The 20,582-nt window shown below is 73.0% G+C and carries 20 protein-coding genes; 9 read left to right on the plus strand and 11 right to left on the minus strand.

Going from position 1 to position 20,582, the window contains the following annotated elements; genetic code table 11:
* Window positions 1-5: 5 nt before the first annotated feature.
* The 3 genes from ACXJMZ_RS06810 (at window position 6) to ACXJMZ_RS06820 (ending at window position 3,789) form a co-directional block, all read left to right on the plus strand.
* Complete coding sequence (locus ACXJMZ_RS06810) at window positions 6-1,679, plus strand: cytochrome P450 (RefSeq protein ID WP_457029053.1); 1,674 nt, start codon at window positions 6-8, stop codon at window positions 1,677-1,679.
* Window positions 1,680-1,913: 234 nt separating this feature from the next.
* Window positions 1,914-3,254 (plus strand): hypothetical protein, encoded by a 1,341-nt coding sequence (locus ACXJMZ_RS06815; RefSeq protein ID WP_457029054.1) that lies wholly within the window; start codon window positions 1,914-1,916, stop codon window positions 3,252-3,254.
* Window positions 3,255-3,294: 40 nt separating this feature from the next.
* Window positions 3,295-3,789, plus strand: coding sequence for a peptidylprolyl isomerase (locus ACXJMZ_RS06820; RefSeq protein WP_457029055.1), 495 nt, complete (start codon window positions 3,295-3,297; stop codon window positions 3,787-3,789).
* A gap of 92 nt (window positions 3,790-3,881) precedes the next feature.
* On the opposite strand, the gene ACXJMZ_RS06825 is transcribed toward ACXJMZ_RS06820, so the two are convergent.
* Window positions 3,882-4,565 (minus strand): hypothetical protein, encoded by a 684-nt coding sequence (locus ACXJMZ_RS06825; protein ID WP_457029056.1) that lies wholly within the window; start codon window positions 4,563-4,565, stop codon window positions 3,882-3,884.
* Between the two features lie 330 nt (window positions 4,566-4,895).
* On the opposite strand from ACXJMZ_RS06825, the gene nadE reads away from it, so the two are divergent.
* Entirely contained in the window at window positions 4,896-5,726 is an 831-nt protein-coding gene (nadE, locus tag ACXJMZ_RS06830; RefSeq protein WP_457029057.1) for an ammonia-dependent NAD(+) synthetase, read from the plus strand.
* Window positions 5,727-5,742: 16 nt separating this feature from the next.
* Here nadE and ACXJMZ_RS06835 read toward each other — a convergent pair whose 3' ends face one another.
* On the minus strand, window positions 5,743-6,171 hold the full coding sequence (locus ACXJMZ_RS06835; protein WP_457029058.1) for a nucleoside deaminase: 429 nt from the start codon (window positions 6,169-6,171) through the stop codon (window positions 5,743-5,745).
* Between the two features lie 12 nt (window positions 6,172-6,183).
* Entirely contained in the window at window positions 6,184-7,017 is an 834-nt protein-coding gene (locus tag ACXJMZ_RS06840; protein WP_457029059.1) for an LLM class flavin-dependent oxidoreductase, read from the minus strand.
* A 94-nt stretch (window positions 7,018-7,111) separates the two neighbouring features.
* On the opposite strand from ACXJMZ_RS06840, the gene ACXJMZ_RS06845 reads away from it, so the two are divergent.
* Window positions 7,112-7,567 (plus strand): Lrp/AsnC family transcriptional regulator, encoded by a 456-nt coding sequence (locus ACXJMZ_RS06845; protein ID WP_457029060.1) that lies wholly within the window; start codon window positions 7,112-7,114, stop codon window positions 7,565-7,567.
* A 10-nt stretch (window positions 7,568-7,577) separates the two neighbouring features.
* Here the strand turns inward: ACXJMZ_RS06845 and ACXJMZ_RS06850 are convergent, their stop codons facing one another.
* The 7 genes from ACXJMZ_RS06850 to ACXJMZ_RS06880 form a co-directional block, all read right to left on the minus strand.
* Window positions 7,578-8,303, minus strand: coding sequence for a DUF6182 family protein (locus ACXJMZ_RS06850; RefSeq protein ID WP_457029061.1), 726 nt, complete (start codon window positions 8,301-8,303; stop codon window positions 7,578-7,580).
* On the minus strand, window positions 8,300-9,502 hold the full coding sequence (locus tag ACXJMZ_RS06855) for a hypothetical protein (protein WP_457029062.1): 1,203 nt from the start codon (window positions 9,500-9,502) through the stop codon (window positions 8,300-8,302). The genes ACXJMZ_RS06850 and ACXJMZ_RS06855 overlap by 4 nt, the downstream gene beginning before the upstream one ends.
* Before the next feature lies 1 nt (window position 9,503).
* Complete coding sequence (locus ACXJMZ_RS06860; RefSeq protein WP_457029063.1) at window positions 9,504-10,391, minus strand: class I SAM-dependent methyltransferase; 888 nt, start codon at window positions 10,389-10,391, stop codon at window positions 9,504-9,506.
* Entirely contained in the window at window positions 10,388-12,082 is a 1,695-nt protein-coding gene (locus tag ACXJMZ_RS06865) for a GH3 family domain-containing protein (RefSeq protein WP_457029064.1), read from the minus strand. Before ACXJMZ_RS06865 ends, ACXJMZ_RS06860 begins: the two co-directional genes overlap by 4 nt.
* Window positions 12,069-12,713, minus strand: coding sequence for a hypothetical protein (locus ACXJMZ_RS06870; protein ID WP_457029065.1), 645 nt, complete (start codon window positions 12,711-12,713; stop codon window positions 12,069-12,071). Before ACXJMZ_RS06870 ends, ACXJMZ_RS06865 begins: the two co-directional genes overlap by 14 nt.
* A 349-nt stretch (window positions 12,714-13,062) precedes the next feature.
* A complete protein-coding gene (locus tag ACXJMZ_RS06875; RefSeq protein ID WP_184911391.1) occupies window positions 13,063-13,266 on the minus strand; it encodes a hypothetical protein in 204 nt (67 codons plus the stop codon).
* Between the two features lie 179 nt (window positions 13,267-13,445).
* On the minus strand, window positions 13,446-14,420 hold the full coding sequence (locus tag ACXJMZ_RS06880) for an SMP-30/gluconolactonase/LRE family protein (protein ID WP_457029066.1): 975 nt from the start codon (window positions 14,418-14,420) through the stop codon (window positions 13,446-13,448).
* 176 nt (window positions 14,421-14,596) lie between these two features.
* On the opposite strand from ACXJMZ_RS06880, the gene ACXJMZ_RS06885 reads away from it, so the two are divergent.
* The 4 genes from ACXJMZ_RS06885 (at window position 14,597) to ACXJMZ_RS06900 (ending at window position 19,171) form a co-directional block, all read left to right on the plus strand.
* Entirely contained in the window at window positions 14,597-16,090 is a 1,494-nt protein-coding gene (locus ACXJMZ_RS06885; protein ID WP_457029067.1) for an SDR family oxidoreductase, read from the plus strand.
* A gap of 174 nt (window positions 16,091-16,264) precedes the next feature.
* On the plus strand, window positions 16,265-17,671 hold the full coding sequence (gene lpdA / locus ACXJMZ_RS06890; RefSeq protein ID WP_457029068.1) for a dihydrolipoyl dehydrogenase: 1,407 nt from the start codon (window positions 16,265-16,267) through the stop codon (window positions 17,669-17,671).
* A gap of 108 nt (window positions 17,672-17,779) precedes the next feature.
* Complete coding sequence (locus ACXJMZ_RS06895; RefSeq protein ID WP_457029069.1) at window positions 17,780-18,592, plus strand: DUF4184 family protein; 813 nt, start codon at window positions 17,780-17,782, stop codon at window positions 18,590-18,592.
* Window positions 18,593-18,754: 162 nt separating this feature from the next.
* Complete coding sequence (locus ACXJMZ_RS06900) at window positions 18,755-19,171, plus strand: MarR family winged helix-turn-helix transcriptional regulator (protein ID WP_457029070.1); 417 nt, start codon at window positions 18,755-18,757, stop codon at window positions 19,169-19,171.
* A 12-nt stretch (window positions 19,172-19,183) separates the two neighbouring features.
* On the opposite strand, the gene ACXJMZ_RS06905 is transcribed toward ACXJMZ_RS06900, so the two are convergent.
* A complete protein-coding gene (locus tag ACXJMZ_RS06905; RefSeq protein WP_457029071.1) occupies window positions 19,184-20,491 on the minus strand; it encodes a hypothetical protein in 1,308 nt (435 codons plus the stop codon).
* Window positions 20,492-20,582: the final 91 nt, after the last annotated feature.

The raw sequence follows: 20,582 nt of genomic DNA on the forward strand, positions 1-20,582 counted from the left end.
GAGGCATGAACAGCACCGAGCACAGCTTCGACCGGTACGCCGAGGTCCGGGCCGCGCTGGCCGATCCGCACCTGGTCCCGCTGCCCGCCGAGCCCGGCCCGGTCGGCACGATGGCCTGGCTGCGCGCGACGGTCGCCCGGTTCAGCAGCGGAGCGGAGCACACGCGCCGACGAGCCTTGGTGGAGGCCGAGTTGGCGAGTCTGGACCCGGCGGAGCTGCGGCGGTCGGCCGCCACCGGGCCCGGTGGCGGCGCCCGGGTGCGCGCGGGGCGGGCGCTGGGCGGGGTGGTGGGGGGGGGCGCACCCCCCGCGGTGGGAGCGGCCGCCCCCGGGCCCGGTGGCGCCGCCCGGGTGCTCGCGGTCCGGGCGCTGGCCGAGGTGATGGGCCTGGCCGAACCCGACGCGGTGGCAGCAGCGGTCGGCACGGCGGCGCGGACGTACTTCGGCGGCGCGGACCCGGCGGCCGACGCGGCGGTGGCCTGGCTGCTGCCCCGGGTCGGGGGAGCGGACCAGGAGACCGCCGCCCAGCGGATCGGTCTGCTGCTGCAGGCCTTCGAGGCGACCGGCACGCTGGTCGACAACACCCGTACGGCTCCGGCCGGTTCGGCGGTGCGGGCGCGGCTCACCGAGACCCTGCGGCACGACCCGCCGGTCCGGGTGATGCGGCGGATGGCCGTCCGGCCGACCCGGGTGGCCGGGGTGCCGATCGCCGAGGGCGACCTGGTGCTGCTGGACCTGGCCGCCGCCAACCGGGATCCCGAACTCTTCGCGCAGCCCGAGCAGTTCGACCCGCTCCGGTCCGGCCCGCCCGCCCTCACCTTCGGCAGCGAACCGAGGAGCTGCCCGGGCCGGGAGCACGCGTTGGCGCTGGCCACCGGAATCCTCGCGCCGCAGGCGGCGGTCGAGCCGTTGAGCGCCTTCGCCGCGCTGCACCGGACCGGGGCGCCGCTGCTGCTGCCGAACGCCTGGGACCACGCATCGGCGGCCCTGTTCGCCGCGCAGGGGTTCCCGGCGATCGGCACCACCAGCCTCGGGGTGGCGGCGGCGAGCGGGCTGCCGGACGGCACCGGGGCGACCCGGACCGAGACGCTGCGGCTGGCCCGGCGGCTCGGCAGGGGTGCGTTCCTGCTCTCGGTGGACGTCGAAGGCGGATTCAGCGAAGACCCGGACGAGGTTGCGGAGTTGGCCCGCGAACTGGCCGCCGCCGGGGCGGTGGGCATCAACCTGGAGGACGGCCGGGCCGACGGCACGCTCGCGCCGGTGGCGCTGCACGCCGCGAAGATCGCGGCGGTGAAGGCCGCGGTGCCGGAGCTGTTCGTGAACGCCAGGACCGACACCTACTGGCTGGGCGGACGGCAGGCCGAGACCGCGCACCGGCTCGACGCCTACCAACAGGCGGGCGCGGACGGCGTGTTCGTGCCGGGGCTGACCGACCGTACGGAGATCACGGCGGTGCTGGACCGGATCGACGTCCCGCTGAACGTGCTCCACTCGCCGACCGGCCCCGCCCTGGCCGAACTCGCCGAACTGGGCGTGGGCCGGGTCAGCCTGGGGTCACTGCTGTACCGGGCGGCGCTGGGCGCGGCCCTCGGCGCACTGGAGGACGTCCGGTCGGGGCGGCCGGTCCGGGGCGAGGCGCCGTCGTACGACCGGGTGGCGGGCCTGGCCGAGCTCTCCTGACGGCCCGGCAGGGACCGCTCACCCGGCTGCCGTCCGATCGCCAACTCCGTACCGACCGCCCCGGCCGGAGTGGATCACTCGTTGTGGTGAAGGGCGGCCGATGGGGCTCGGGTGGATTGATGCGGGCGGTAGACCGGGTGAGTGAGATTCAGTCAACTTGATCGGTATACGGCGTTTCCGCCTGCCTCGGTCGCAGCTCTGCCAAGTTCCACAGCGCGCCGTCGCGGCTTCGAGGTGTGCGCCGATGCCCTGCACTTCCGGGGTTCGGCGACCGAGGCACTGGCGGAGCTCGCCTCCTGCCGTACCACCACGGAACTGCTGGAGTCGGCGCACGAGATGTGGTGCGGCCCGGGCTGCGGCCGCACGGTGACGTGTGCGTTCCTGCACTACCCGAGGACCGCTCCAGCTCCGGTGATCCGTCGCTCCGCGCGGGTGCGGTACAACAAGGACACCGCGGGCCTGTTCCAGCTCATGGGCGGCGACGGATACGCCGAGGACACCGCGCAGACCCACGAAACGAACCTCTGGCCGCTCCTGCTCGGGATCACCGCAAGGGCCGCCGCCGGGGCAGGGGAGCGGATCGACTATTCGGACTGGGCGAGGAAGGGCGACGCGACGGCTGCCGAGGTGGTGGCCTACGCCTGCCGCGATGCCCTGCAATGGGTGGCCACCTGGTCCGGCGAGCGCTACTGCGACGACCCGACCTACCTGCGCTACACCGCTGTGAGCACCGTCGTCGACGACCTGTGCATTCCGCCGCTGGACCTGGTAGGCGGCCGATTCCGGTTGTACGGGCACTCGGTCGGTGATCTCGTCGCCGCCATGGACGAGCAGGGCTGGGGGCACGATGCGGTGCACGCCCTGCTCTCGCTGGTCCGGCAGTGGGTGTACCAGTACGCCGAGAAGCTCGACCACGGGCCGGCCGGCGGGGATGCTGGTCTGCACGCCCGGCTCAACGGCTCCACCGGCGTCTGGGATGCCTGTGTCTACCGGATGCACTCCGCCAACAACTACGGATGCGGGATCGCGGTGGCGCGGGCCGGAGCCACCGGGCTGGTCTCGTCCGGCTGGTTGCTGGACAGCGGGATGGCCGACGCCATCTCGATGGATCTGGCCAAGTCGGCCCTGGACGTCTACCGGCTGGACGCTCACCAACCCACTGCCAATGGGGAGTTGGGGCCACTCCGGCAGCGGGCGTACCACTCGGTCTACCTCGATCTGGTCGACGACCTGGTGGAGAGCGGGGCACCCGAGGAGCTGGTGCACTACGGCCAGGCGGGCCTGCAGTACGTCCAGATGATGGAGCGTTACCACGAGCGCCGCCTCGGTCACCGCCTGCCGCTCCGGCCGACGGTGACCGCGCGGCTGCGCGGGCTGTTCGGCGCCGAGGCAGTGGAGCCGTCGGTCGAGGAGAAGTACCGGGCACAGCGGGCCCGCACCGTGGCCGGCCCTACCGGGTGGGTACCGGGCGGGCCGACCGGGCTGGGAACTTCGGGGGCACGGATCGCCCGTCCCGGCGCCGCACGGCTAGGCTCAATCCGTCCGTTTTCGTCCCGGCAGGGAGCACCTGCCTGAGGATTGCCGAGCCGGGCCGCAACCGAAAGGTATGGAGATCATGAGCGTCGTAGTTCTCACCACCAACCACGGCAGGATCACGCTCGAACTGGACGGCAACAGGGCGCCCAGGACGGTGGAGAACTTCCTGGACTACGTCAAGAGCGGGCACTACGACGGGACGATCTTCCATCGGGTGATCCCCGGCTTCATGGCCCAGGGTGGCGGGTTCGAGCCGGGCATGAAGCAGAAGCCGGTGAACGACCCGGTCGTGAACGAGGCGAACAACGGGCTGCGGAACGAGGCTTACACCGTGGCCATGGCCCGCACTTCGAACCCGCACTCGGCGACCGCGCAGTTCTTCATCAACTGCAAGGACAACTCCTTCCTCGACTACCCCGGACAGGACGGCTTCGGGTACACCGTGTTCGGCAAGGTCACCGAAGGCCAGGACATCGTCGACGCGATCGAGAAGGTCAGGACGACCCGGTCCGGCTCGTTCGCCGACGTCCCCGAGACCGACGTCGTCATCGAGAAGGCCGAAGTCATCTCCTGATCCCGAGTCGGCTGCTCCGGTCCGTGGTCGGGCACTCGGCGGCTGGGTCACGGCCCGGCCGCCGCCTGGGACGCGCGGTGGCCGGGTGAGCCCTATGCTCCGGGATCCAGCCCGAACCGAGTTGCTATCCGAGCGGCCAGGTCGGTGACGGGAACACCGCCGTCGATCGTGATGGTGTCGAGCCCGTGGCTGTCTGCCTGCCTGCGGATCGCCTCATCCCAGAGGGCATCGCGTCCGAGGCGTTTGGCGAGCATGGTTTCGGGGTCGTTGCTACCCCAGTTGGCGCGCGCACGGGCAGGATCCGCGTAGCGTGCGGTGAGGGTGTCCCGCCGGAACCGGGGTGTTGGCAGGAGGAAGACGGCTTGGTCGGGCTGCCGCAGCAGCGGTCCGAGGTGACCGGGCAGGATCCCGAAGTAGTCGACCACGATGACGCGGTTCGAGGGCATGGCGAGGAGGTCCTCGACAAGGAAGCCGACAGTCTCTCCGTGCAGGCTCGGCATCGACTGGAACACCTGCTGAGGGGTGCGGCCCTGCCACATCGCGCCCGGGGGCGCTCCGCGCAACGCGGACAGGTACGGGTGACCTTGTGGCGTGCACCGCGTCGACCAGTCGTGTTCCGCACGGTCGCCGTCGTACACGGCGATGTCGTGCCGGTCGGCCAGTATCCGAACCAGCGTGCTCTTGCCGGCACCTGTGCCGCCGGCAATCCAGCGCACGTGGGTCAGCAGACCAGCCAGTTCGCTACGCGTCTCGGTGTCCGAGAAAGGGGAGGCCATGCGATCCATGGTCCTGGTCGCGGTCTGAAAATTGCAGTCTTGTTCTTGCATCGCGGCACGCTGATGATGGAAGAGCGGGGACTGATCCACTCAGCCAACTCGCGGGCTCGCACCAGTGGATGAAGCCGACAGCGAGACGCCCGCTGCCGCTCGGGTTCGCCCCACGGCTGATGCTGCGTCTGCCCAGGACACCGCCCAGCCATTCGATCCACCCGAATCAACGGCCCGCGAAGTCCCGGTCTAGAGTGCTTTCGTCCCTGTACGCGCCCCGGGCCCCGGCTCGGCGGTGCGTGCCGACCCCGCTCGTGCGGGCCCGAACGAGGAGCAACCGTGACCGACCTGGCGTCCACTTCCCTGCAGCAGGAGATCGCCCGGGATCTCCAGGTGAGCGCGTCCTTCGACCCGCAGCAGGAGATCGAGCGCCGGGTGGCCTTCCTCGCCGGGCAGTTGACCTCCACGGGACTGCGGTCGCTGGTGCTGGGCATCAGCGGCGGTGTCGACTCCACGACGGCGGGCCGGCTGTGCCAGCTGGCGGTCGAGCGGGTCAGGGCCGCCGGCCAGGAGGCGACGTTCTTCGCGATGCGGCTGCCGTACGGCGCCCAGGCGGACGAGATGGACGCGCAGCTGGCGCTGGAGTTCATCCGGCCCGACCGGGTGCTGACCGTCGACGTGAAGTCGGCCGGGGACGCTGCGCTGGATGCGGCGCTGGCCGGTGGCACGGTCTTCCGTGACGCGCACCACCAGGACTTCGTGCACGGCAACATCAAGGCCCGCCAGCGGATGGTGGCGCAGTACGCCGTGGCGGGCGCGCACGACGGCCTGGTGGTGGGCACCGACCACGCCGCCGAGGCGGTCTCCGGCTTCTTCACCAAGTTCGGCGACGGCGCGGCCGACGTGGTGCCGCTCACCGGTCTCACCAAGCGGCGGGTGCGGGCGCTGGCGGACCAGCTCGGCGCGCCGGCCGAGCTGGTCTGGAAGACCCCGACCGCCGACCTGGAGACCCTGAACCCGGGCCGTCCCGACGAGGAGGCGCTCGGCGTCACCTACGACGACATCGACGACTTCCTGGAGGGCAAGCCGGTCGCGGAGGCGGCCGGCGCCGTCATCGTCCGCCGGTACCGGCTCACCGAGCACAAGCGCCAGCTGCCGATCGCCCCGTGAGCCCGGGCCCGACGGGTCAGCGGTAGTACCCCTCGACCACGGCCCGTACCTCGTCGAGCAGAGCGGGGCCGTGCTGCGGCACCGGCGGCCGGCCGCTGCCCGGCCTGATGTCCAGGAGCTGTTCGTTCGACAGGGCGAACACCACCCGCCGTAGGCCGGCCTGTTGGATGACGGCCTCGCACATCCCGCACGGCTGGCAGCTGGTGTACAGCGTGGTCTCCGCCGCGGTCGCCGGGTCCAGTTCGCTCGCGGCCCACCGGGCCAGTTTCAGTTCGGGGTGCGCGGTGATGTCGTGGTCGGTGCGGGTGGTGTTGTGCGCTTCCGCCAGCACCGTCCCGTCCGGTGCCGCCAGCAGCGACCCGAACGGCGGGTCGCCGCCCTCGCGTGCCTTGGCCGCGAGGGCGATGGCCCGGCGGAGGAGGGTGTGGTCGTCGGGGGTCGTCATGACTGCTCCGTTCTAGAGGTGTGCGGCCACCGCGGCGAGGGCCTGCCAGGCCGTCTGCGGATGGCAGGTCTCGCGCGGGTCGCCGTGGTACGGGTCGAGGACGACGGATTCGGCGCCCAGCAGCCGCAGTTGGTCGAGGTCGTCGATGATCTGGTCGATGGTGCCCTCGCCGGCCAGCCGCTGCGGCCCGGTGACGGGCGCCGGGGTCAGCCTGAGCGCGATCCGGGGAGCCAGGGCGGGCACCGGCAGGTGCTGCTCCGCCGCCGAATCCCGGAGCCTGACCGCCGCCTGGCGCAGCCACGGCATGGTGCAGCGGAGCGGGTGCCAGGCGTCCCCGAGCCGAACGGCCCGGCGCAGTCCCGAGTTGCTGTTGCCGCCGACCCAGACCGGGATCCGCCGGTCGCCGTACGCGGCGGTGTCCGCCCAGGCCGCCCGGATGTCCCGCAGGTGATCGTCCGTCAGCCGGCCACGCCGATCGAACGGGATCCCGAGCGCGGCGAACTCCTGCCGCGCCCAGCCCACCCCCACGCCGAGGACCAGCCGGCCGTCGCTCAGCTCGTTCAGGTTGGCGGCCATCCGGGCGGTGAGCAGCGGATGCCGGTACGGGGCGATCAGCACCGTGGTGCCGAGCCGGACCCGGGTGGTGATCCCGGCCAGCCAGGCGAGGGTGGTGAACGGCTCGTAGAAAGGCGCCGGGTAGCGCTCGGCGACATCGGGCGTGATGGCGACGTGGTCCGAGACCATCAGCAGGTCGAAGCCCAGACCCTCCACCGTCCGGGCCCAGTCGCGCAGGACGCCCGGGTCGGTGCCCGGGCCGAAATTGAGGACGTTCACTCCGATCTTCACGGGGTCGAGCCTAGTCAGCAGGTATCGGCCGCCAGAAGGGATTCCTGCCTGTTCAGAGGCGGTCCGCCCGGGGAATCACCGGTAATCTGGGCGGATGACCGAGAGTCTTGACGCGACGGACTGGGCGATCCTGACGGAGGTTCAGCAGGACGGCCGGATCGCCTTCACGGAGCTGGCCCGGCGGGTGAACCTGAGCCCGTCGGCGACCACGGAACGGGTACGCCGGCTGGAGGCGGCCCAGGTGATCACGGGCTACCGGGCCGAGGTGGACCTGGAGCGGACCGGGCACGCCGTGCTCGCGGTGATCCGGCTGAAGTACCCCGGGACCCGGCACGAGCCACTCCGCCGCCTGCTCGGCGAGCGCCCGGAGATCCTGGAGTGCCTGCGCACCACCGGCGACGACTGCTACGTCCTGAAGGTGGCAGCGACCTCGATGGCCCACCTGGAGGAACTCGTGGACGCCCTGGCCCAGTTCGGGAGTACGACCACCAACCTCGTGCTCAGCCGGACGCTGCCGTTCCGCGGCCCGCAGGCGCCGCGGACACCCTGAGAGCGGTGTCTCAGGGGAGGGGAGTCTCCTCGGTGAGGCCGGCGGCGGCCTTGAGCCGGTCGGGGCGGTGCGGATCGGTGACCACCCGGAGGGCGGCGAAGGGGGTGGCGATGCCGACCAGGCGCGGCACCTGGCGCAGCGTCAGGCTGTCGCCCGGGGCGATCAGCCCGTCCAGGACGGCTTCGACCAACACGTGGTTGAGGTGCACCAGGGCGTCGGCGAGGGTGCACCCCTCGGTGGCCAGATACAGGTCGCGGTGCCTGGTGGTGGGCCGGCCCGGTAGCCGGACCAGGGTGTCCGGCCGGGCCGGTGGCCCGGCCGGGGCGTCGAAGAGCTTGAGCAGCCGTCGCAGCGTGGTGGCGCTCGGCCCGGGGCCGGGGGCGGTCCAGGCGGCGGTGGAGTCGCCGGCCACGTGGGCGAACCGGAAGCGCTCCCTGAGGTTCGCCGGGTTGCCCGCGAGGAACACGGTCCGGGTGAACGAGCGGCGCCAGCGCGCGCCCGCGACGGGGTCGAGGCCGAAGGCGAACGCGCAGGTGGCACCGGCCCATTCGGCCAGTTCGAGGTGGTGGATCACCGCCACCACCAGGGTGTCCTCGGCCGAGGCGGCGGCCACGCTCTGCTGTGCGTCCAGCAGCCCGGCGAGGGTGCTGAGGTCGAAGCGTTCGGCGAGGTCGGGCCGGGCGTGCCGGACCCGGCGGCCCGCCCGGTCGACCAGGTCCTCCTGGAGCCGGCTCATAGGAACACCTCCGTGAGCAGCTCCGGGCTGGGCGCGGCGGCGCGCCTGCCGAGGAGCGATGTGGTGAGCCGGTACGGGTCGACGTACGTGTGGTCGCGCCGATGACGGCCGAGCAGCCCGGCGAGGGCGGGAATACCGGGCGGGTCGGACTCCCCGGTGGCCAGCAGGCGCTGCGCCCGGCCCAGGCACTGCCGGAGCAGCTCGGGCCGGAAGGACTGTTCCTGCCCGGGGCCGAGCACGGCGATGAAGTAGAGCCGCATCCCGAGCCGGACGGCGGGTCCGTCGTACTCGGCCAGCGCGGCGGTGAGCAGCGGCCCGGCGTGGTGGTGGCCCCAGCCACCGTGCCGGGCGGAGCGGATCGAGCCGTCGATCGGGACCCGGCCGACCGGGACGCGCCGGACGGTCGGGCCGAGGTCGGCCAGGATCCGCTCGAGCAGTTGGTAGTCGGGGTCGAGCTCCGGGTCGTAGAGGAGCACGATCTCGTCGAAGTCACCGGCCAGCGGCACGAGTTCGCGCAGTGCGCAGGCCAGGTAGTTGGGTCGCCCGTCCGCCGTGACGATCTGCCGCAGCGGGAGCCCGTGCCGGGTCAGGTCGAGGTGGACCGGGCCGCCGATCCGGCGGTGGTCCAGGCACATGCCCCGCGCCGCCAGCCCGTCCAGCATCTCGTCCAGGCCGAGGCCGGGCGGCTGGTGCGCCCGCAGGCCGGGGTCGTGCAGGCCGAGCGCCCGGTACTGCTCGGACCACAGCTCGAGGATCCGGGCGCTGGCCGGGTGCACCCAGCCCTGGTCGACCGCGTCGGCGTACGGCCGGAGGGACCGGGCGGAGGCGCGCTCGCCGGCGGCGCGGAACGCCACGTAGTGGTCGCCGATCTCCTGCTCGGTGAGGTCCTGGTAGGCGGCGTCACCCTGGGTGCGGTCGAGGAACTCCCAGAAACCCAGGGTCTGTTCGGTGGGGTGGTAGGTGGTGTGGCTGTAGCGGTAGTTGACCTCGGCGAGCGGTCGGGTGGCGCGGTACATCACGTCCGTCCAGAGCAGCCCCTTGAGGTGACTGGGCGTCAGCGGCTTGGACGGCGTGATGGTGATCGGCGCGAGCAGCACCCGGCGGCCGCCGACCGGGCGGACCCGGTGGCCGGCGTCGTGCAGGGCCTGCGCACCGGCCGGACCCGCGACACCGGCCTCGGCGGTCACGACGGTCGGCATGTCAGTTCCGCCTCCCGTGGACGAAGAAGACCCGCCGTACGCCGCGCTCCTCACGCGGCGGCACCGGATCGGGCCAGCGGCCGAAGTCGGCGCCGGGATCCCCGGGTTGGACCGCCTCGGCGGTGTACCCGTAGGTGTCGAACAGCGCCTCGGGCTCGTCGCTGCCGAACAGCCACGGGCAGCCCCACTCCGCGAACACGTCGAGCAGCGCCCGCATCTGGGGCAGGACCAGCGCGTCGGTGTTGACGAGGTCGGCGGCGATCCGGCTGCCGGGCGCCGAGATCGCGGCCACCCGCTCGAGGATGCGGTGGGTGTCGGCCTCGGGGATGTAGTAGAGCAGCCCTTCGAGCAGCCAGGTGGACGGGACGGACGGGTCGTAGCCGGCCGCTCCGAGCCGCTCCTCCCAGTCGGGCGAGGTCAGGTCGACGGCCACCCTGCGGTGGTCCACGCGCGGGGTGAAACCGCTGAGCTGCTGCTCCTTGTAGGCCAGCACGGCCGGGCGGTCCACCTCGAACCAGCGCACCCGGGACGGCCAGTCGAAGCGGTAGGCCCGGGAGTCCATCCCGGCCGGGGCCAGCACGATCTGGGTGGTCTCCGGGTCGGCGGCCGCCGCCTGGAGGTAGTCGTCGAAGAACCGGGTGCGGATCGCGTTGTAGTCGGGCGTGCTCGGCGCCGTCCGCGCGCCGGCGGCCGGGAAGGTGGCGGCCCGGAGCTCGGCGAGCAGTCCGAGGCCGGTCTCGCCCGCCAGGGCGGCGGCGTACGGGTCCTGGTAGAGGTGGTCGGCGCGCTGGGTCTCGGTGGCCCGGAGGGCGGCGGTCAGCAGCGAGGTGCGCTCCACCGCGTCCAGCGCGGCGATGGCCGGTGCGGTGGTGTCCGGTGCGGTGGTCATGCGGGCTTCCCTTCGGCGGCCGGTCGGCCGGTGAGTCGGTTCCACTGTTCGGGGTCCTGCCGGAACAGCCGGTCCTTCACCTGGGTCGGGCGGACCCCGGTGCCGACGGTGTGCTGCCAGTCCCGCAGGAAGGCGTCCGGGTCGAGCCGCAGTACGGTCGGGTCGCCGAGCCGCTGCCCGGACCTGGCCGCGCGGTAGTCGGCGGACTCGGCGCGCAGGCCCTGGTCCAGCAGCGCGGCGAACCTGGTGGTCTCCTCGGCGCTCCACGGGGTGCGCGGTGCGATCGCGAACTCGTAGGCGGGGGAGGGGTCCTGGCTCCGCACCCGGCAGGCGACGTTGCGCAGCTCCAGGCCGGTGCGGTCGAGTGCGCCGGCCAGCGCCCGGGTGACCTGGCCGTCCCGCAGGCGTTCGCCGGCCGCGTTCGAGCGGGTGCTGCGGCCGGTGTACTCGACCCGGGGTACCCCGTCCAGCCGGTCGACCACCCGGACCACGTCGCCGACGGAGTAGCGGTAGAGGCCGCCGACGTGGCTGAAGACCACGTGGTAGTCGCGGCCCACCTCCAACTCCTGCGGGTCGAGGGTCGCGGTGTCCGGGCCGAGGTCCTGGTCGGCGTCGGCGAATTCGTGGACGGCGGCGGTCACCACCAGGCTGCCCGCGCTGCCGTGCCGGTCCAGGGCCACGCCGGTCGGCCCTTCGGAGGCGGCCACCGGTGCGGGCAGTGCCGTCACCCCGGCGCCGAACTCCTCGCGCAGCCTCGGCAGATAGAGCGAGGCGAGCCCGGTGGTCCAGCAGAACAGTGCCCGCAGGTGCGGCCAGACGTCGGCGGGCCGGACGGTGCCGCGCCGGGCGGCGATCCGCTCCAACTCGGCTGCCCGGCCCGGGTTGGGCGCGCGGTGCGGGACACCGCCCAGGGTGCCGTCGGCGACCTCCCGGACGATCCTCGGCCACCACAGGTCGAGCTGGTAGGGCAGGGCCGCGATCATCGCCGGGTTGATCCCGATCACGCAGCGCACGTCGCTCTCCACCGCGAGCCGCAGCCGCAGGTACATCCGCTCCAGGTGCGCCCCCGGCTCGACGTGCACCGGCAGGGTGGCCCAGGGGGCGCCGGTGCCGGGCTCCGCCGACAGCGGCTCGCCGAACCTGGCGCCGAAGTCGACCTGGCTGGCGCCGACATGGGGTCGGCCGTCGCCGGTGGTGGGCGGTGCGGAGAGCGGGTCGTGCTTGAGGTTGAGCACCGCGTCCGGCCGGTCCAGGACGTCGGGGAAGTGCTCGATCAGCGGTGCCCAGGCGGCGTAGTAGAACGGGAAGAAGGTGGTGCGCATGAAGCGCGGGGTGACCGGGATCTTCTTGTGTGCCCCGGTGGTGCCGCTGCTGGTGAAGTACACGGCGGGCTGATCGGCCGTCAGGAGGTTCGGTTCACCGGCGGCGGCCCGTTCGATCCACGGGCCGAGCGTGGAGTAGTCCTGCACCGGTACGGCCTTGCGGAAGTCGTCCAGGGTCCTGATCCGGTCGAAGCCGTGCTGCTTCCCGTACTGGGTGGCGGAGTTGAACTCCAGCAGGTCGGCCAGCACGCGGCGGCGGTGGCCGTCGGCGTCGGCGAGCGCGGTGCGCAGCCGGGCCCGTTCCCGGAAGACGCGTTCGCGGTAGCGGAGCAGGCGGTCCGGGTCCTGCCAGGCCTCAGCCGAGTTCATCTGCGAGCACCTTTCGTATCGACTCCGCGGTCCGGTCCGGGTCGTCCTGCTGCTCGATCACGGTGACCGGGAGGTGGGAGATCTCGTCGTGCATCGTCTTGGCGAGGTCGTTCTGGTAGCGGCGGAAGCCGTCCCAGCTGGGCCGGTCGCCGTAGTACTCCAGGCAGTTGAGCGCGGCGCCGTCCGAGCTGCGGCGCCAGGCCACCTCGGGGCGTACGTCCAGGTAGAGCACCCGGCGGGGCTGCGGGAAGGACCGCCACCAGGCGAGCAGCGCACTGCCGTCGGCGCCGGCCAGCCGGGCCTTGGCGAGCAGCTTGTAGTAGTAGGAGTCGACCAGGGTCGGGGTGGCCGGGGCCTCGTCCAGCCGGTCGCGCAGGTGCACGACGGCGGTCTGCAGCATGGTGACGAGGAAGTCCGGTGACCACGCTCCGGCCTGCCCGGCCACCTCGCGGACCACGTCGCGCCGCAGCCGGGCCAGCAGCGCGTGCTCCGGGGCGAGCTGGTCGTCGTCGACCGAGAGCGTCCGCCAGGGCCGGTCGGATCTCCGCAGCCGGGACAGCGCCGAGGACTTGCCTGCGTAGTCGGGGCCGACCAGGACGCAGAAGGCGGGACCGGTTCCGGTTCCGGGCATGGCTCAGCGCTCCTTCACGGGGTGTGGGAGGACGGCGTGCTGGGGGCAGGGGCCGGGTACGACGCGATGGCGGGGTGCGTCCCGCTCGTCGTTGCCGCCTTGTGGATTCGACCATGCCAAGTGGCACACGACCCAGTCAACTAGGGGTAGCCCCCTGGAGGTTGACCCGCGAGCCCCTGGCTCGAAGGCAGGGGTTGACCACCGTGCCGGGCGTCGGATTGGCTGGGTGCGCCTGACGGCCCGTCTCCTCCTCCGCCCCTCGGCCGGCCGCCGCTCCGAGCGGGCGGGCCGGCCCGGGACGGCGGGGAGGATGGGCAGCGCGCTCGGGCGTTCGCCGGCGGACCACCCGTCAGGCGGAGACCGCCGCGCGCAGCCGGGCCACCACCACCGCGGTGGCCTCCCGGGTCACCGGGTCGGGGTCGTCGAGGCGTTCGGCCAGCAGCTCGACCGCCGCCGTCACCACCGCCGCGGGGAGCACCACGTCGCGCAGCCCCAGCATCTGGGCGGCCGCCCGTTGGCCGGCGCTGCCGTTGCCCTGGGACGGGAAGGCCATCGGGGCGCTCCTGGAACCACGTTCACTGCTCACTGCTGTTGTACCTCCGTGCCGACTCGCCGCGGGGAACCGGTGCCCGCACTACGTACCAGCACAACCGATCCCCGGGCCTCGGGTTACGCCGGACGGCCGGTGACTCGGTGGGCCGGCCCCGCTTTGGGGGCGGSCCCGGTCGGGCGTCAGCCGCGCGGGACGGCGATCACGTTGTAGTCGGTGCCGGGCAGCGGCTCGGTGTCGAAGCGGGCGTTCGGCAGGTAGAGCCGGTTGCGGTGGGCCGCGACGGTGGTCGGGATCCGGAACCGCGGGTCGGTGATCCGGCGGGTGATCCGGCCGCTGCGGCCGGCCTGGTCCAGCCGCAGCACCGCGATCTCGTTGAACAGGTTTCGCACCACGAAGAGTTCGCGGCCCTGCCGGAGCAGGCCGTCACCGCGGGTCAGGCTCTCGCCGCCGAGGTCCACCTTCCGGGCGTCCCCGCTGCGCGGGTCGACCCGGAAGAGGCTGCCGGTGGTCATGTTGACCACGAGCAGGGCGCAGCCGTCGGGGGTGGTCTCGATGCCGTTGGCGCCGAAGGTGCCCGCCGCCTGGTCGAACTCGCCGGTGAGCGGCAGGTGCACGACCTGGTCAGGACGTGCCAGCCGCCCGCCGGGGCCGAACGGCAGCCCGTACAGCACCGCCTGGGAGGATTCGGTGAACCAGGCCGCCTCCGGGGTGAGCACCACGTCGTTGACGAAGGTGTCGTCCCCGGCGGCCAGCCGGTACGAGGCCAGCGTCTCGCCGGTCCTGGTGTCCAGCACCCGGGCGTCGCCACCGAAGGCTCCGGCGACGAACAGGCGGCCCCGGCCGTCCACCTTCATCCCGAGCGAGGGGGTGCCGGCGGCGGGCCCGGCGCTGAACGCCGCACCCTGACCGGTGGCCAGGTCCACCCGGTGGACGGCGCCGTCACCGAGCGAGCCGAAGTAGGCCCGGCCCCGGGAGTCGATGGCGATGCCCTCGGGCCGGAAGCCGTCCGGCAGCGCGAACTCGGCCGGCCACCGGGTGCCCGAGAGGTCGGCCGCCCGGGCGGTGGAGCCCAGCAGGGTGGAGCCGAGCAGGGCTGAGCTGCCGACGGCGGCGCCGAGGCCCAGCAGGGTGCGGCGTGAAATGTTTTCGGACATGCGGAAGTGTCCTTCCCCCGTGAAGTTGTTGGCGGCCACTTCAGCACACCGGGCCGCTGCGGGTGTCGGATATCCGGTCGTCTGCACAAGCGGTGCGGGTGCGTCCGCCTCCGGTCGCGGAGAGCATGGAGGCGGAGTGCCGTTCTGACGGACCGTCCGCAGCAGGGGAGCCCGAGATGCCCGAGCCCACCGCCCGGCCAGTGCGCTGTCTGGTGACCGGAGCCACCGGCTACCTCGGCGGGCGGCTGGTGCCCGAGCTGCTCACCGCCGGGTACCTGGTGCGCTGCCTGGCACGCGACCCGGGACGGCTGCGGGATCACCCCTGGCGGGCCGGGATCGAGGCGGTGGCCGGTGACGTGACCCGGCCGGAGACCCTGGCGGGCGCGTTCGACGACGTCCAGGTGGCCTACTACCTGGTGCACTCGCTCGGCACCGGGTCCGACTTCGAGGCGAAGGACCGGGCGGCAGCCCTGGTCTTCGGCGCGGCCGCCGCAGCGGCGGGAGTGCGCCGGATCGTCTACCTGGGCGGACTGCTGCCCGGCGGGGTGCCGACGGCGGAGCTGTCGCCGCACCTGCGCTCGCGGGCCGAGGTGGGCGAGGCGCTGCGGGCGTCCGGGGTGGACACCGCCGAGCTGCGGGCGGCGGTGATCCTCGGCTCGGGGTCGGCCTCCTTCGAGATGCTCCGGTACCTGACGGAGCGGTTGCCGGCCATGGTGACCCCGAGCTGGGTCGGTACCCGGATCCAGCCGATCGCGGTCCGCGACGTACTGCGCTACCTGGTCGGCGCGGCCGAGCTGCCCGCCGGGGTGAACCGGACCTTCGACCTCGGCGGCCCCGAGGTGCTGACGTACCGGCAGATGATGGTGCGCTACGCCCGGGTCGCCGAACTGCCCCGGCGGCTGATCGTGCCGGTGCCGGTCCTGACGCCCCGGCTCTCCAGCCACTGGGTCGGTCTGGTCACGCCGGTGCCCGGCTCGCTGGCCCGGCCATTGGTCGAGTCCCTGCGGCACGAGGTGGTCTGCGGCGAGCACGACATCGCCCGGTACGTGCCGGACCCGCCGGACGGGCTGATCGGCTTCGACCGGGCCGTCGGGCTGGCGTTGCGGCGGATCAGGGACGACGAGGTCGCCACCCGCTGGTCCTCCGCCTCACTGCCGGGCGCCCCCAGCGACCCGCTGCCCACCGACCCGGACTGGGCCGGCGGCAGCCTGTACCAGGACGTCAGGGAACGGGTGGTGGACGTCCCGCCGGCGGCGGTCTGGCGGGCGATCGAGGGGATCGGCGGGGAGAACGGCTGGTACTCCTTCCCCCTGGCCTGGGCACTGCGCGGTTGGCTGGACCGGCTGGTCGGCGGTGTCGGCCTGCGCCGGGGCCGCCGTGACCCCGGGCGGCTCCGGGTCGGCGACTCGCTCGACTTCTGGCGGGTGGAGGAGATCGAACCGGGGCGGCTGCTGCGGCTACGGGCCGAGATGCGGCTGCCGGGCCCGGCCTGGCTGGAGCTCTCGGTGGACCCGGCCCCGGACGGCGGGGCGGTCTACCGCCAGCGTGCGCTGTTCCACCCGCACGGGCTGGGCGGGCACGCCTACTGGTGGTCGGTGGCACCGTTCCACGCGGTGGTCTTCGGGGGTATGGCGCGCAACCTCACCGAACGGGCCAGGACGGCAGGCTGACGCAGAGCCGGCCACCCCGGCGGGCGCCCGGGAAGCGCAGCGGACGGTTCCGGGTTGGTACCGACGAGCTGCTGCTGGACGAGGCCGGGCAGCCAAGGCACCATCACATGCGGTTCACCGTCGGGTTCTCAAGCCCGGCACCCTCACAGACGTACTCGGCACGAAGAAGGAAACATGAGCACGCATTTCGATCTCGTCGTCCTCGGAGCCGGCCCCGGCGGTTACGTCGCAGCGATCCGGGCGGCCCAGCTGGGGCTGCGCGCGGCGGTCGTCGAGGAGAAGTACTGGGGCGGGGTCTGTCTGAACGTCGGCTGCATCCCCTCGAAGGCGCTGCTGCGCAACGCCGAGCTGGCGCACATCTTCCAGCAGGAGGCCGAGACCTTCGGGATCAAGGTCGAGGGCACGGTCAGCTTCGACTACGGGGTCGCGCACCGGCGCAGCCGCAAGGTGGCCGACGGCCGGGCGGCCGGCGTGCACTACCTGATGAAGAAGAACGGCATCACCGAGATCAACGGCCGGGGCACCTTCGTCGACGACCACACCCTGTCGGTGGCGCTGACCGCGGGCGGCACCGAGACGGTGACCTTCGACCACTGCGTCATCGCGGCCGGGGCCACCACCCGGCTGCTGCCCGGCACTTCGCTGAGCGAGCGGGTGGTGACGTACGAGGAGCAGATCCTCACCGACTCGCTGCCGGAGAGCATCATCATCGCGGGTGCAGGTGCGATCGGCGTCGAGTTCGCCTACGTGCTGCACAACTACGGCGTCAAGGTGACCATCGTCGAGTTCCAGGACCGGCCGGTGCCGCTGGAGGACGTCGAGGTCTCCGCCGAACTCGCCAAGCGGTACCGCAGGCTGGGCATCACGATCCTCACCTCCACCCGGGTCGACGGGATCGACGACAGCAACCCGGCGGGCAAGGTCAGGGTGACCGTCACCCGCAACGGGCAGCAGGAGGTGCTGGAGGCCGACAAGGTGCTCCAGGCGATCGGCTTCGCGCCCCGGGTCACCGGCTACGGCCTGGAGCACACCGGTGTCGCGCTGACCGAGCGCGGTGCGATCGACGTGGACGCCCGGGGCCGCACCAACGTGCCGCACATCTTCGCGATCGGCGACGTGACGGCGAAGCTGATGCTGGCTCACGCGGCCGAGGCGATGGGCGTGGTGGCCGCCGAGACCATCGCCGGCGCCGAGACCATGGAGCTCGACTTCGTGATGATCCCGCGCGCCACGTTCTGCCAGCCGCAGATCGCCAGCTTCGGCTGGACCGAGGCGCAGGCCCGCGAGCTCGGCTTCGACGTCAAGGTGGCGAAGTTCCCGTTCACCGCGAACGGCAAGGCGCACGGCCTGGGCGAGGCGGTCGGCTTCGTGAAGGTGATCAGCGACGGCAAGCACGGCGAGCTGCTCGGCGCCCACCTGATCGGCCCCGAGGTCACCGAGCTGCTCCCGCAGCTGACGCTGGCTCAGCAGTGGGACCTGACCGTCCACGAGGTGGCGCGCAACGTGCACGCCCACCCGACGCTGGGCGAGGCCGTCAAGGAGGCCGTGCACGGCCTGGCCGGGCACATGATCAACTTCTGAGTCACCGGCGGGCGGGCCTGGAGTTCCGGCCCGCCCGCCGCCGGTCCGGAATGAGATCCTCCGGCTTCACCCCTTGGGCTGACCAGGCAAGTTGGGTACGGTATGGCCGTGCCGTTCACCTTCAGTCACCCCGCTGCCATCCTGCCGCTGCTGTCCCAGGGGCGAGGCCGAGGTCGGCTGATCGCCTCCGGACTGGTGGCCGGGTCGGTCACACCCGATCTGCCGTACTTCCTCGCCTCGCTCGCCCCCGGGCTGTACGGCTTCGGCGAGCAGACCCACTCCTGGTGGGGAGTGCCCACCGTCGACGTGCTGGTGGCCGCGCTGCTGGTGCTGCTCTGGCACGGCCTGCTGCGGGCGCCGCTGGTCGCCCTGCTACCGGTGCGCTGGGCCTGGGCGGCCGACCGGCTGACCGCCGCGCAGCGCCCCCGGGCCGAACTGCCCCGGCAGACCGGCTGGTTGCTGCTGTCCTGCGCGATCGGTGCGGCCACCCACGTCGGCTGGGACGCTTTCACCCATCACGACCGCGAGGGCGTCCGGCTGCTGCCGTTCCTGGCGGAGTGGCGGCGGGCCGGCCAGCCGCTGTACACGGTGCTGCAGTACGGCTCGTCGGCCGTCGCGCTGGTCGCGGTGGGCTGGTACCTGCTGCGTGAGCTGCGGCTGATCGACGCCGAGCGGGTCGCCCCGCTGCCCGCACCGGCGTACAGCACGGCGACCCGGCTGGCGGTGCTCGGCGTGGTGACCGCCGGAGCGGTGGTCGGCGCGACGCTGCGGATCGACCGCTGGACCGATGCGTATCCCGGCGCCTCGAGCTGGGAGCTGATCCCGACCACCGCCTTCGGGGTGGTGGCCGGGGTCGGGGCCGCGCTGGTGGCGCACGCCCTCGTCGCACGGGCCGTCGCGGCGCGGGTGCGGACCTGGTAGGCCCCCGAGGCCAGTTGACGGCTCTTCAGGGATTGGTTTGGACATTGACCAGCTTTCATAGCTAGGTTAGCCTTGCCTAACTATGAATGTCGAACCATTGGTCGACGTCCCGACGCTGCTCTCGTCGCGGTGCGTCCGGGTCGGCCCCGAGGGGTGGTCCGGATGACCCGGCTGCTCGGTCTGACGACCTATCTGATGTCCAGTACCGGCCGCACCGCCCGGGCCGGCCTGGCCGCGAGCGTCGCGCGGCGCGGCCTGCGCCTGTGGCACGTGGCCGTACTGGAGGCGCTGGTCGAGGCCGGGTCGCTGGCCAAGGGCGAACTCGCCGTCCGACTGGACATCAACCCGAGCGACGTCGTGAAGGTGGTCGACGACCTGGGCGGCCAGGGCTATCTGGCCTGCACCAGATCGGCCCGCGACCGGCGCCGGATCGACGTCTCGGCGACCCCGGCCGGCCGGGCGCTGCTGGCCGAGCTGGCCGAGGAGCTGGCGGCCGTGGAGCAGGATCTGCTGGCCCCGCTCACCGATGGTGAGCGGGTCCAACTCGCCGTACTGCTCAGCCGGTTGGCCAGTCCCTGAGGCCTGCCGGGGTCAGCGGAAGCTGGAGCTGCGCACCGGCCCGGCGGAGCGGATCCGGTTCCGGGCGCCGGTGAGCCAGCTGCCGTTCACCCGCTCGGCGAAGGCGGTGAGGGCCTGCTCCGGGTCGGCCGGGGTCTCGCCGTCGCCCTCGTCCGGCTCGGCCGAGGCGGCCAGCACGGCGTCGGCGAGCTGCTCGGGCGAGCGCTCGTCCGCCGGGGCGTCCTCGGGCTCGCCGTCCTCGGTGAAGGACATGCCGGACTCCCAGGGAGCGATCACCACCTGGGCGAGCAGGGTGCAGATGTCGGCCGAGACGGCGGGCGGGTCGGTCCAGCAGGTGGCGTGCTCGTAGAGGATCTCCTCGGGCGCGCGCTCGTGCAGCTCCGCGACCAGCTCCGGGTCACAGTCGTTCAGGTTGTACGCCACCACCAGCGCGCCCGGCGTCCCCGCGCGGTACGGCTCGGCGGGCAGGTCGAGCAGCCGGGCGGCCGCCAGGCCGAGGGCGTGGCTGCCCCGGTCCGGCAGCAGGGCGACCGAGCGGGGCGTGCTGCCGGTGGCGGCCAGCACCGCCCGCAGCCGCTCCAGGCCGTGGCGGCAGGACTCGAAGCTGTCGTGCAGGTAGGCCCAGCGGCCGGTCATCCCGGCCCGGAAGCCGTACGGCGAGAGGGTGGTGAGCAGGCCACCGGTCAGGGTGTAGTGCCAGCCGCGCAGGTCCTGGCGGTCGGCGGGGGCGGCGTCGGTGGCCCGGGCCAGCGAGCGGTGGATCCGGTCGGCGGGCTCCTCCCAGTCCTCGCCCGGCGTGCCGAGGGCGGCGAAGACCTGGCGGGCCAGGTCGAGCCGGCCGTCCATCAGGGCGTTGTGGACCAGCAGGTAGCGGTCCGGCCAGTCCTCCGTCAGCCGGTCGTGCTCCTGGAGCACGGCCACCGCCTCGGCGTGCCGCTGCCCGTCCTCCAACGCGACGGCCAGCTCCAGCAGTACCTGCCGGGAGCCGGGGCCGGAGCGGCCGAGGCCGAACAGGCGCCGACGCGGCGTCAGGCCCACGGCCAGCGCCTGCCGGAGGGCGGGCACGGCGAGCTCGGAGACCCCGCGCTCGATACAGGCGTAGCCGAAGGCGAAGAGCTGCTCGGCCCCGTCGGGACGGTCGGCCAGCTCGGCCGCCGCCCCGGCCAGGTCGTCGAAGCCGGCCGAGGCGGCCAGCCGCCCGGCCAGCGGCGCGAGCTCGGCGACCGGCATCCGGTCCGCCCCGGCCCGCAGGGCACTGATCGCACCCTGCGGGTCGCCGGAGTCGAACAGCTGCCAGGCTTCGGTCAGTTCGGTGTTCACAGGCTCCTCCTGGTGGTCGGCGGTCACGACTCAGGTGGCGCTGGAACGCTCGTCCGACGGTCGTAGCTCTGCCTGATCATCGCGACTGGCC

It is taken from the genome of Kitasatospora sp. P5_F3, assembly GCF_054049135.1.